Raw genomic sequence first — 12,122 nt, forward strand, 5'->3', positions numbered from 1 at the left:
TGCTACCATGCGCCCTTCTTCGCTGCCGTCCCGACAATGAATGTAGCAGACGCTGTAATCCTGCTGGTGATCGCCATTTCGGCGCTGCTCAGTCTGCGCCGCGGCTTTACCCGTGAGGCATTTTCCCTGCTTACCTGGGTGGCAGCCTTTATTGTTGCCCGTCTGTTCGGACCGTCGCTAGAGCTGATGCTGGAGGGCGCCATCGAAACCCCCAGTGCCCGTATGGCGACAGCGTTTGGCGTGCTGTTTGCGGCGACACTGGTGGTCGGGGCACTGATTAATCATCTGCTTGGCGAGCTGATCAGGGTAACTGGCCTGTCCACCACAGACCGTTTGTTCGGCATGGTGTTTGGTGCCGTGCGTGGGGTGTTGTTGGTGGTCGTGCTGGTGGCCATCGGGGGACATTTGTTTTCGGGCGACAGCTGGTGGCGCGAGTCGCTTCTGGTGCCGCATTTTGCTTTGCTGGAAGACTGGACGCGGACAGTTGCAGCGGAACTGGTCAAGTTCATCATCCAAATTGGATCAGCCTAGGGGACAGGTCACATGTGCGGAATAGTCGGTATCGTTGGTCGCTCATTCGTCAATCAGGCGATTTATGATGCTCTCACCGTGTTGCAGCATCGCGGCCAGGACGCTGCTGGCATTGTTACCTGTGAGGGTGACCGGCTTTTCCTGCGCAAGGACAACGGTATGGTGCGTGATGTGTTCCAGAGCCGCCATATGCGCCGTCTGGTGGGTAATATGGGCATAGGCCATGTGCGTTATCCCACCGCTGGTACAGCCAGCTCCGCCGAAGCACAACCTTTTTACGTCAACTCCCCCTATGGCATTACCCTGGCGCATAACGGTAACCTGACAAATACCACGGCGCTGGCGGAGGACATCTACAGAGCGGATCTACGCCATATCAATACCTCGTCAGACTCTGAGGTGCTGCTCAACGTGTTTGCCCATGAGTTGCAGCAGATGGGAAAACTGATTCCTCAGCCGGATGATATTTTTACTGCGGTAGCGCGTGTGCACCAGCGTATTGAGGGCGCCTATGCCGTGATCGCGATGATCACCGGGTATGGCATCCTCGCGTTTCGCGACCCCCATGGTATTCGTCCGGTTTGTTATGGCCGTCGTGATACGGAGCAGGGCCCCGAATATATGATCGCTTCGGAAAGTGTTGCGCTTTCTGGTTTGGGTTTCCATCTGGTTCGCGATCTGGCGCCGGGCGAGGCCATATACATCAGCGCTGAGGGAGAGGTGTATACCCGTCAGTGCTCGGAGAATGCGCAGCTGAGTCCATGCATCTTTGAGCAGGTTTATCTGGCTCGCCCGGACTCTATTATTGACGGCATCTCGGTATACAAAGCGCGCTTGCGCATGGGCGAGAAACTGGCCGAGAAAATCCAGCGTGAGTGGCCTGATCATGATATCGATGTGGTAATACCAATTCCGGATACCAGTCGCACCGCGGCTTTGCAGATGGCTAATATGCTGGATGTGAAGTACCGCGAGGGCTTTATCAAGAATCGCTATATTGGTCGTACCTTCATCATGCCTGGGCAACAGCAGCGAAAAAAGTCTGTGCGCCAGAAGCTTAATGCGATTGAGCTGGAGTTCTCCGGCAAGAATGTACTGCTGGTCGATGACTCCATTGTGCGCGGTACTACCTGCAATGAGATTATTCAGATGGCCAGGGAGGCCGGCGCCAACAAGGTGTATTTTGCCTCTGCCGCACCTGCGGTGATCTATCCCAATGTCTACGGCATTGATATGCCGGCGGCTCAGGAGCTGATTGCCCATGGTCGTACTAATGACGAAATCTGCACGCTGATCGGCGCTGACAAGCTGGTTTATCAGGATCTGGAGGATCTGGTCGCCGCCTGTCGCGAAGGCAACCCGGATGTCGTCGAATTTGACTGTTCCGTATTTGATGGCCGCTACATTGCTGGCAAGATTGACCGGGACTATCTGGACTCGCTGGAGAAGCAGCGTAACGATGCGGTGAAAAAGCCGAAAAATCTGGCCGCTGCATTGGCCAGTAATGAAGCGGTTGATCTGCATAACTCAAATTGAAACAGGATGAGTGAATGAGCAAGCGGCGCCTGCCTGAGAATCTTTCTGTCGAAACACTGGCTATTCGCGCCGCCGAGTTGCGCACCGATGAGATGTCTCACTCGGAAGCACTCTTTCTGACATCCAGCTTTGTATATGAAAGTGCGGCGCAGGCTGCTGCCCGGTTTGCGGGCACTGAGCCTGGCAACATCTATTCGCGCTTCAGTAATCCTACAGTGCGTTCGTTCGAGGAGCGTTTGGCTGCCCTTGAAGGCGGCGAACAATGTGTGGCTTTTGCTTCTGGTATGGCTGCCATTACTGCTGTATTCATGGCCAGTCTCAAGCCCGGTGATCATATTCTTAGCTCTCGTAGTCTGTTTGGTACCACCCATGTTTTGTACGAGAAGTACCTGCGCAAGTTCGGCATAGAAGTGACCCTGGTTGATATTGACGACCTTGACCAGTGGCGTGCAGCCATGCGCCCGGAAACCCGATTTCTATTTGTCGAAACGCCATCCAACCCGCTAGCTGAAGTGGCAGATATCCCGGCGTTAGCGAGCATCGCCCATGAAGGTAACGCCAAGCTGATTGTTGATAACTGTTTCTGCACACCGGCCCTACAACGGCCGCTGCAACTGGGAGCAGATATCGTCATTCACAGTGCCACCAAATATCTGGATGGTCAGGGCCGTTGTTTGGGTGGGGCAGTAGTTGGCCAGGCACAGGATATGGCCGAGGTGTATGGCTATCTCCGCACTGCGGGCGCCACCTTGAGCGCTTTTAATGCCTGGGTGTTCCTCAAGGGGCTGGAGACCCTGTCCCTACGCATGCATGCACATTCCAGTAATGCCCTGGCAATGGCTGCCTGGCTGCAAACCCAGCCGGGGGTAAAGCGGGTTCATTACGCTGGCTTGACGGACAACCCGTATCATTCTTTGGCGGCGAGGCAGCAAAGTGGCTTTGGCGGAGTGCTGTCGTTTGAGGTGGTTGATAGCGAAGGTAAGGAAGACCGTCAGGCAGCGTGGCGTTTTATAGATGCCACTCGTCTGGTATCGATCACGGCCAATCTGGGAGATGTGAAGACCACTATTACCCACCCTGGCAGCACGACTCATGGGCGTCTGGCTGACGAGGACAAACGTCGCGCAGGTATAAGTGAGAATCTGGTCCGACTGGCTGTTGGTCTGGAAGGTATTGAAGATCTCAAGGCAGACATGCGCAGGGGGCTGGCAGCACTCGGCTTCTCAGAGTAAATCGTAGAATAAAGCGCCAGCTTTCGGAGAATAATAATGTCAACGACGATCAGTCGGGCGATTACTGCAGTTTCATCGGTGGTGCTAGGCAAGGACGAGCAAATCAGGCTGGCTGTGGCATGTATGCTGGCCCGTGGACACTTGTTAATTGAAGACCTTCCCGGCATGGGTAAGACCACATTAGCTCATGCCCTCGCCAGAGTGTTTTCTCTCGACTACCGTCGGGTGCAGTTCACCAGCGACATGCTGCCGGCGGATATTCTTGGTGTCTCCATCTACGACCCGGATACCCGCCAGTTCCAGTTGCGACAGGGCCCTGTGTTTGCTCAGTTATTGCTGGCCGATGAAGTCAATCGGGCGACTCCGAAAACTCAGGGCGCACTGCTGGAAGCAATGGAAGAGCGTCAGGTAACGCTGGATGGTGTGTCGCGGCCGCTGCCAGAGCCATTTTTTGTGATTGCGACGCAGAATCCGGTCACTCAAGCGGGTACTTTCCCGTTGCCAGAGTCGCAACTGGATCGTTTTCTGATGCGTATTTCACTGGGCTACCCCTCTGCGGAAACCGAGTTGGCATTGCTCAGTGGTAGCGACCGACGCGACCACGCGTCAACTATGAAGCCTGAAATCAGCAGCGCAGAACTGATGCAGCAGATGGCACTGGTTGGCAAGGTGCACGCCTCTGCTGATCTTATCGATTACGTGCAGCGCCTGTTAGCTCACAGTCGTGATAGTGGTTTGTTTGTGGTTGGTCTGTCGCCACGGGCGGGGTTGGGTCTATTGCGTGCTGCTCGCGCTTGGGCATTACTGGCAGGCCGCGACTATGTCACTCCAGAAGATGTTCAGGTGGTACTTGGCCCGGTTACAGCCCATCGCATCCAGGCCAGTACTGGAGGCGCCAGTGCCACCTCCACCCAGCAGTTACTTGAAGCCGTGCCGGTGGTTCGGCGCAGCTGATGAAGCGCTTCGGGCGGATGGTCAGGCAGCGCTGGCAGCGCTGGTTGCAGCGGCGCATTCCACCGTCTCGCAAGGTGACGTTGGATCAGCGGCGCATATTTATCTTCCCAACGGGTTATGGGTTCCTGTTTCTGCTGATCGCCGCACTTCTTTTTATTGGTGGCATCAATTACGAAAACAATTTGCTACTTGGCTTTTCCTTTCTGCTGGTCGGTCTATTCCTGATCGCCATTTTGCATACCTTTCGTAATCTTGCTGGCGTGACTCTGGTCGCTGGCGGTATGCGGCCGGGCTTTGCTGGCGCCCGAGGTGCTCTGGAAGTGCGAGTTCAGGGCGGTGCGCATGCTCACCGTAGTTTGTGGCTTAGGTGGCCTGCTGCGGTGGCGGAAGAAGTATCGGTGGAGCCTGGGCAGCAGCAGAGTCTGTGGCTGAGTGTTCGGCTGAGCCATCGTGGTCGTCAGGATCCCGGCCGGCTGCGCGTGGAAACCCGTTATCCACTGGGATTGTTGCGTAGCTGGAGCCTGGTAGACCTGGATCACCTGTGTCTGGCCTGGCCCAGGCCATTGCCGGGCGGCGAGTGTCCCGCCAGCGGTGGAGAGAATGATGCCGGGCAGCAACATCAGCGCGGAGGTAATGAAGAGTTTGAGGGGCTGCGCAGTTATGTGGCTGGGGACTCGCTGCGTTTGGTGGACTGGAAAAGTTATGCCCGCGGGCGTGGTTTGAATACCAAGCAGTTCAGTGATCCGGCAGAGGGGCGTTTGTGGTTGGAGTGGCAAAGGCTGCCTGGGCTTGACCCGGAGAGCCGCTATAGCCGCCTGTGTTTCTGGGTTTTAGAGCTGGACCGTGCAGCTGAGCGGTATGGCTTGGTATTGCCCGACGGTTCGCTGGAGCCGGACCTCGGGCCGCTGCAGCGCGAGCGCGCGCTGGAGATGCTGGCATTGTCTGGCGAGGGGGGCGGCTGATGGCCCGGGTCTATCAGGTTCCCCGTCATGCATTTCCATGGTTGCTGGCCGGGGCCCTGTTGGCGTCATTGCCGCACCTGTGGCGTGGTCCGTTATGGCTTGCGGTGGCTGTACCGGTTCTACTTGGCTGGCGCACGCTGATTCAGCGTGGCCTGCTGGCGATGCCCGGCAAGCTGATTCGTTTTCCCCTGCTTCTTGCCGTCGTTGGTGCCACGCTTTACAGCCATGGCACGGTGCTCGGGCCAGAAGCAGGGGTGACTCTACTGGTGGCCGCATTCGCTCTGAAGATGCTGGAAATGTTCCGATTACGTGATGCTTATGTGGCGATTATTTTGGCCAGCTTTGTGCTCGCCACTACTTTCCTGTTTTCCCGTGATCCACTTACCACCTTGTATATTGGTTCGGCGCTGGTAGTAGTGATGGCTGCGCTGGTTGGGATTAATGACCCGGAAAGTGGAGTCTCTCCCTGGCGTCACCTGCGTCAGTCCGGGGTGATGGTGTTGCAGGCACTGCCGTTAATGTTGGTGTTTTTCGTGCTTGTGCCGAGAATGCCGCCACTGTGGAATTTGCAGGTCAATCAACAGCAGGCTAAAACCGGCATGAGTGACTCCATGTCACCGGGTGAGATTAGTCGTTTGTCGCGGCAAAGCGGTATTGCCTTTCGAGTGGAGTTTGACGGTGAGGTGCCGCCGCCGGCCCAGCGCTACTGGCGTGGTTTGACCTACGGTTGGTTTGATGGTCGACGCTGGAGTCAGGCTCTGCCGCCGGAAGTCAGACAGCAGGAATACCTGCATTTTGCCAACGGGCCGCCGCCAGAGTGGTACGAGCAATTACTTGCAGAGCGTGGCGAGCCAGATTGGCGCTATCGAGTGGTGATGGAGCGTACTGGCCAGCAATGGTTATATGCGCTTTCTGTGCCTTTCAGTAATCGGCAGGAGGTCGGGCTGGCGCGAGATCTTCGGCTGGTGCGTAGAACCGATATTGAGTCCACATTTGATTATCAGGTCGACAGTTACCAGATGCCGGTGGCTCGTCAGGGCTTGGCGGACTGGGAGCGACGTTTCTACACCAGTTTGCCGCAGCAGGGTGGCAACCCAAGAGCAAGGCAAATGGCCAGTGAATGGCGTGCCGGTGCTAGCGGTGATGCCGCATATATCACCCGACTACTGCTTTGGTTCAATCAGGAAGAGTTCTATTACACTCTGGAGCCGCCTTTGCTTGGCGAGAACACGGTGGATGAATTCCTGTTTCGGACCCGACGTGGCTTTTGTGAGCACTACGCATCCAGTTTTGCCTTTATGTTGCGTGCTGCAGGTATTCCCGCCCGTATTGTTGCCGGTTACCAGGGCGGTGAGTTGAACCCGTTGGGTAACCACCTGCTGGTGCGGCAATACGACGCTCATGTCTGGGTAGAAGCATGGTTGCAGGGGCAGGGCTGGGTCGAGTTTGATCCTACCGGGGCGGTAGCGCCCACCCGTATTGAGCAGGGCCTGGATGCTGCACTGGCTGAGTACGGAGAGAGCGCGCTCACTGGTCTGGCTGGCGCTCTTCGGGGAGTGCCGCTGTTTGCCAGGTTAAGTCTGCTGGCCGACTACATTGAGTTTGGCTGGGCAAAATGGGTGCTTGGCTACAGCCAGCAGAATCAACTCGAGTTTCTCAGTCGCTGGCTTGGCAAGGTTACGCCGCAGCGTATGGTAATGGCGCTGGCGGCGGTGGGTGGCGTCATCATGCTGGCCATGTTGCTATGGATGCTGTGGCGGGTACGACGGCCCCGTCTGGTATGGTGGCAGCGCGAGCACCGCCGCATGACTCAGATGCTGTCGCGCCGGGGAGTGCCGCTGGCGCCACATCTGACCACTGCCCAGATTGTGCAGATTGCCAGCCAATATTTTCCCGCTGCAAGCCAGCCATTACAGGATTGGCAGCGTTGCTATGACACCATCGCTTATCGTAAAGAGATCACTGAGCCGATGGTGCTGCGTCGCCAGTTGCGTGGTTTACGCCGACGGGTGGGGCGTCGTTTGATCCGGCCCATGAGCCTGAATCCTAACCCAGACCAGCAAAGAGAAGCTTGATTCGCTATGGCCCGACTGCACCCGATGCTTAAGCAGGCTTTGCCACTATTGCCAGAAAGTGTGCCAGTGCATCTGTTTACCAGGCACTCAGTACGCGAGCTGGCCACGGATGGCTTTGCTGACTACCGCTTGCCGTTGACTCCTGAAGGCATTGCCATGGCTCGAGATTGGGGGGCTGATCTGGGCAGGCCAATCAGTCGCTTCAGCAGCAGTCCGGTGGGCCGCTGTGTGGACACTGCAAAGGCGATGATGGAGGGTGGTATTGAGGCCGGGCTGCTGGATAAGCCGGTGGAGATTGAGCGCAGTATGGTACTGGTTGAGCCGGGCTGCTACGTGGAAGACGTTGCCCGGGTAGGCCCCCATTTCCTGAAAATGGGGGCGCTGCGCTTTATCAACCAGCACTTGCGTGAAGGAATGGACGGCCTGCTGAGTCCACAGGCGGGGCGGCAAAAGCTACTTGCCTTCATGCGTGAACGAGAGCCCCAGGCTGGCGGGTTGGCAGTGCATGTTTCCCACGACACTATTCTGATCGCCTTTGTGGCCAGCTTACTGGGTCTTGATCAGGTTGCGGAGAAAGACTGGCCATGGATGATGGAGGGCTGCTGGTTGTGGTTCGATGAAAACGAGTTGCACTGGATCTGGCGCGGTGACTGGCATCGCAAGCCGTTGCAGCAGCTGCTACTTGAGAGCCCCTGAACTTCTTAGTGCTACAGCCCTGAGTCCGTTTGAGATTCAGCTTTGGCCTGGCCGCTTCTGATATAGTGTTTGCCCGTCATTAATTGGAGGTTTCTGCACCTTGTCTGCCGCCCTTGTATTGCGCGATGTGCGCAAAACCTACGCCAATGGCGTAGAAGCCCTGAAGGGCATCAGTCTGGAAGTTCAGGCTGGTGATTTTTTTGCTTTGCTGGGCCCCAATGGGGCCGGCAAGTCCACCACCATCGGGATTATTAGCTCTCTGGTGAACAGCAGCGGGGGTTCGGTAGAAGTATTTGGCTACGATCTTGACCGTCAGCGGGTATTGGCCAAGCAGCGCGTCGGTGTGGTGCCGCAGGAGTTCAATTTCAATCAGTTCGAAAAGGTCTTCGATATTCTTATCTCCCAGGCTGGCTTTTATGGCATCCCCGCAGGCAGGGCCGCTGAACGCGCCGAGCATTACCTGCGCAAGCTGGGTTTGTGGGATAAGCGAGAGAGCCAATCTCGCATGTTGTCTGGTGGCATGAAGCGTCGCCTGATGATTGCCCGGGCGCTGGTGCATGAGCCTGATCTGTTGATTCTGGATGAGCCCACAGCGGGAGTGGATATCGAATTGCGTCGATCCATGTGGGATTTTCTTATTGAGCTGAACCAGCAGGGCAAGACAATCATTCTTACTACCCACTATCTGGAAGAGGCGGAGTCCCTGTGCCGGCGTATCGCCATTATTGACCGAGGCCAGATCGTCGAAAATACGGATATGAAGTCTTTGCTGGAAAAGTTGGATGTGGAAACCTTTGTACTGGATCTGGCCGAGCCGCTAAGTGAAGCGCCTTCCCTTGAAGGTCTGGAGGTACGTCTGCGTGATGCGCGCACTCTGGAAGTGGCAGTGCCAAAAACCAGACCGTTGAATGACTTGTTTGTGGCGCTTGGGGAAAAGGGTATCTCGGTGCTGAGTATGCGTAATAAGAGCAATCGTCTGGAAGAGCTTTTTTTGCGTTTGGTAGAGCGCAACCTGCCGGCCGGAGGTGGCGTATGAACGTATCTTTTCAGTGGGTGGCGTTTAGTACCATTGTTGCCAAGGAAATACGTCGTTTTGTCCGCATTTGGCCCCAGACTCTGCTGCCGCCAGCTATCACCATGACTCTCTATTTCGTTATCTTCGGTAACCTTATTGGTAGCCGCATTGGTGATATGGGGGGCTTTGATTATATGCAGTTCATTGTCCCGGGTCTGGTGATGATGAGCGTGATCCAGAATAGTTATGGCAACGTGGTTAGCTCGTTCTATTCAACCAAGTTCCAGCGCTCGATTGAGGAGATGCTGGTTTCCCCAATGTCCGCCACCACTATTCTACTAGGCTATATCGCTGGTGGCGTGGCCCGTGGCTTATGTGTTGGTGTAATTGTCACTCTGCTGTCGCTGTTCTTCACCCACTTGCAGGTGCAGCATATTCTGGTCACGGTGCTGGTGGTATTGCTCACTGCTGTGCTGTTTGCAATTGCCGGTTTTATCAATGCAATTTTTGCCAATAAGTTTGATGACGTGGCAATTATTCCAACCTTCGTACTGACCCCGCTGACCTACCTGGGCGGGGTGTTTTACTCAATTGACCTGTTGCCCGAATTCTGGCGCATGGTGTCGTTGCTTAATCCGGTGGTTTATATGGTCAACGTGTTTCGCTACGGCTTGTTGGGCGTCAGCGATGTGAACGTGGTCGCTTCACTGGCAGCAATTGTTGTGTTTACTGGTGGTCTGTTTTTCTGGGCCCTGTGGTTGCTTAAACGGGGTGTCGGTATTCGGCACTAATTGCAGATCGGTTATTGGTTTTCGGAGAGTCACCTATGGCCAATCCGTTTGATGAAACGCCGCTCGGTCGGCGTACTGATTATATAGACCAGTACACTCCGTCTTTGCTTTGTCCTGTGCCGCGCTGGGATGCCCGTGAGGCGCTGGAGCTTGATCCTCAATCCTTACCATTCCATGGTGTGGATCTTTGGACCGCCTACGAGGTGTCATGGCTGGATAATCGGGGAAAGCCGGTCGTCGCTATGGCAGAGTTTGCCGTGCCTTGTAATAGCCGCAATCTGGTTGAGTCCAAATCCCTCAAGCTATACCTCAATTCCTTCGCTAACAGCCGTTTCGGTTCGACGAAGGATGTTCGCACGTTGATGGAGAAGGATCTCACTGATTGTGCCGGTGGTCCGGTGGATGTGCGACTGATGTCTTTGGATGAGGCAGCGCGAGAGCCATGGCTGGAGATCAGGGGCCAGTGCATTGATCTGCTTGACATTGATATTGATGATGGCGCGCAGCAGGTGACGCTGCTGGCCGATCAGGGGGCGGAGCGGAGCGAGACGCTGTATAGCCATTTGTTGCGCAGTCTCTGCCCGGTCACTGGACAGCCGGACTGGGCCACGCTGGTGGTACGTTATACCGGTGCGCCGATTAGTCAGGTGACATTGCTGCGCTATGTGGTGGCGCTGCGCAATCATCAGGGTTTTCACGAGCAGATTGTTGAGCAGGTGTTCAGCGATATTCTCAAGCAGTGTGAGCCGCGCCAATTAAGTGTTTATGGTCGGTTTACTCGCCGTGGTGGGCTGGATATCAATCCATTTCGCTCCAACTTCGAGGATCGTCCCCTCAATCGCAGAGTAGTCCGTCAGTAGGTTTTAGTTCGGGCCAAGGGGCAAACCGATGCTTAGCCAAATCGCCAGCAGAGCTGTCCAGCTTAACAGCAGGGCCAGACTGTAGGGCAGCATCATTGCCATCAGCGTACCAATGCCGGCATCACTCTGATGACGGCGGACAAAACCCAGCACCAGGGCAAAGTAAGGCATCAGCGGAGTGATGATGTTGGTGCTGGAATCACCAACGCGAAACGCAGCTTGCGTGGCTTCCGGAGAAACCCCGGCCAGCATCAGCATGGGTATCAGTAGCGGAGCCAGCAAGGCCCACTTTGCAGAGGCGCTGCCGATCATCAGGTTAAGCATGGCTACCAGCAGTACCAGTCCGGTCATCATTGCAGCGATAGGCAAATCCGCCGCTGCAAGTAGTGCCGCTCCCTTCACCGCAAGCACCAGGGCAAGGCCGGTCCAGTTGAACCAGGCAATAAATTGGGCGGCAAAAAACATCAGCACCAAATAACCAGCCAACTGGGTCATGGTGCTTTCCATGGCGGTGATAACATCCGCGCCATTTTTGAAACGGCCACTGCTGCGCCCGAAAACCAATCCGCAAATTGCGAATCCCAGAGCAACGATAATCACAATCGAGCTCATAAACGGTGAGCTAAGCAGGGAGCCGCTATCGGGGTGTCGCAGTGGAGCATCAGTGGGTAATGTCAGCCAGGCCAGGGTGGCCAGATAGATTAGTGCGCTGGCCGTGGTAAGTAATTTCGTCCGCCGCGTGGCTGATGCATTGTCATCATGTAGTGCTGAGGGCCGGCAGGTTTTCTCTGGCTGGAGGGCGGCGACCAGACTGATCACTGCCGTGACTAACAAGGTGGAAGCCAGCATAAACCAGTAATTGGCTGCGGCTGCTACCGTCTTGGTGGGATCGATGCTGTGTGCCGCTTCAGTGCTGATGCCCGCAAGCAATGCATCAATTGGGCCCAGTAGCAGGTTGGCACTGAAGCCACCAGACACGCCAGCGAAGGCCACTGCGATGCCGGTTAATGGTGATCGACCGGCCCGTTGAAACAGCAGGGCGGCGAGCGGAATCAGCACCACATAGCCTGCGTCCGCGGCAAGACTGGACAGAACGCCTGCAAGGGCCACCAGGGGTGTAAGCCATGCCTTGGGTGCGAGACGAACCACGCCGGCAAGCATACTGCCGAGCAAACCAGACTGTTCGGCAAGACCAATGCCCAGCATGGCCACTAAAACCACCCCCAGTGGTGCAAAGCCGGTGAAGTTACTAACGGCGCTGGTCAGCATCCAGCGAATACCTTCGCCGGATAGCAGTGACCGCACTTGCAGGGGGTCGCCACTGATCGGGTGCAGGGCGTCAACGGGGAAAAGCTGAAACAGGAGGCTGATCGGCAGAATCAACAGGCTTAACCAGACAAAAAGCAGAGTCGGGTGGGGCAGGCGATTGCCGATTCGCTCTACCTGCGCTAACCAGTTAGATGTCGACAC

At 56.0% G+C, this 12,122-nt stretch carries 11 protein-coding genes; 10 read left to right on the plus strand and 1 reads right to left on the minus strand.

Translation table 11 applies throughout. The features are described 5' to 3' along the window. The first annotated feature begins 36 nt into the window (after positions 1-36). The 10 genes from J1C54_RS05795 (at position 37) to queF (ending at position 10,652) form a co-directional block, all read left to right on the plus strand. The gene (locus J1C54_RS05795; protein WP_229145832.1) at positions 37-531 is read left to right on the plus strand and encodes a CvpA family protein; all 495 of its coding nucleotides are present in this window, start codon (positions 37-39) and stop codon (positions 529-531) included. 12 nt (positions 532-543) lie between these two features. Continuing rightward, positions 544-2,067: an amidophosphoribosyltransferase gene (gene purF / locus J1C54_RS05800; RefSeq protein ID WP_229145833.1), complete on the plus strand. Its 1,524-nt coding sequence runs from the start codon at positions 544-546 to the stop codon at positions 2,065-2,067. A 14-nt stretch (positions 2,068-2,081) separates the two neighbouring features. After that, entirely contained in the window at positions 2,082-3,299 is a 1,218-nt protein-coding gene (locus J1C54_RS05805; protein WP_229145834.1) for an O-succinylhomoserine sulfhydrylase, read from the plus strand. A 36-nt stretch (positions 3,300-3,335) separates the two neighbouring features. Further along, positions 3,336-4,253: a MoxR family ATPase gene (locus tag J1C54_RS05810; RefSeq protein ID WP_229145835.1), complete on the plus strand. Its 918-nt coding sequence runs from the start codon at positions 3,336-3,338 to the stop codon at positions 4,251-4,253. Continuing rightward, a complete protein-coding gene (locus J1C54_RS05815) occupies positions 4,253-5,215 on the plus strand; it encodes a DUF58 domain-containing protein (protein WP_229145836.1) in 963 nt (320 codons plus the stop codon). Before J1C54_RS05810 ends, J1C54_RS05815 begins: the two co-directional genes overlap by 1 nt. Continuing rightward, complete coding sequence (locus J1C54_RS05820; protein ID WP_229145837.1) at positions 5,215-7,290, plus strand: DUF3488 and transglutaminase-like domain-containing protein; 2,076 nt, start codon at positions 5,215-5,217, stop codon at positions 7,288-7,290. The genes J1C54_RS05815 and J1C54_RS05820 overlap by 1 nt, the downstream gene beginning before the upstream one ends. A 6-nt stretch (positions 7,291-7,296) precedes the next feature. Then, complete coding sequence (locus tag J1C54_RS05825; RefSeq protein ID WP_229145838.1) at positions 7,297-7,986, plus strand: histidine phosphatase family protein; 690 nt, start codon at positions 7,297-7,299, stop codon at positions 7,984-7,986. A gap of 100 nt (positions 7,987-8,086) precedes the next feature. Continuing rightward, a complete protein-coding gene (locus J1C54_RS05830) occupies positions 8,087-9,022 on the plus strand; it encodes an ABC transporter ATP-binding protein (RefSeq protein WP_229145839.1) in 936 nt (311 codons plus the stop codon). Further along, complete coding sequence (locus tag J1C54_RS05835; protein WP_229145840.1) at positions 9,019-9,792, plus strand: ABC transporter permease; 774 nt, start codon at positions 9,019-9,021, stop codon at positions 9,790-9,792. The genes J1C54_RS05830 and J1C54_RS05835 overlap by 4 nt, the downstream gene beginning before the upstream one ends. A gap of 35 nt (positions 9,793-9,827) precedes the next feature. Further along, positions 9,828-10,652, plus strand: coding sequence for an NADPH-dependent 7-cyano-7-deazaguanine reductase QueF (gene queF, locus J1C54_RS05840; RefSeq protein WP_229145841.1), 825 nt, complete (start codon positions 9,828-9,830; stop codon positions 10,650-10,652). A gap of 3 nt (positions 10,653-10,655) precedes the next feature. On the opposite strand, the gene J1C54_RS05845 is transcribed toward queF, so the two are convergent. Next, positions 10,656-12,122, minus strand: coding sequence for an AbgT family transporter (locus J1C54_RS05845; RefSeq protein WP_229145842.1), 1,467 nt, complete (start codon positions 12,120-12,122; stop codon positions 10,656-10,658).

Source organism: Alcanivorax sp. 1008, from assembly GCF_020667895.1.
In the GTDB taxonomy this organism is placed as follows: domain Bacteria; phylum Pseudomonadota; class Gammaproteobacteria; order Pseudomonadales; family Alcanivoracaceae; genus PGZG01.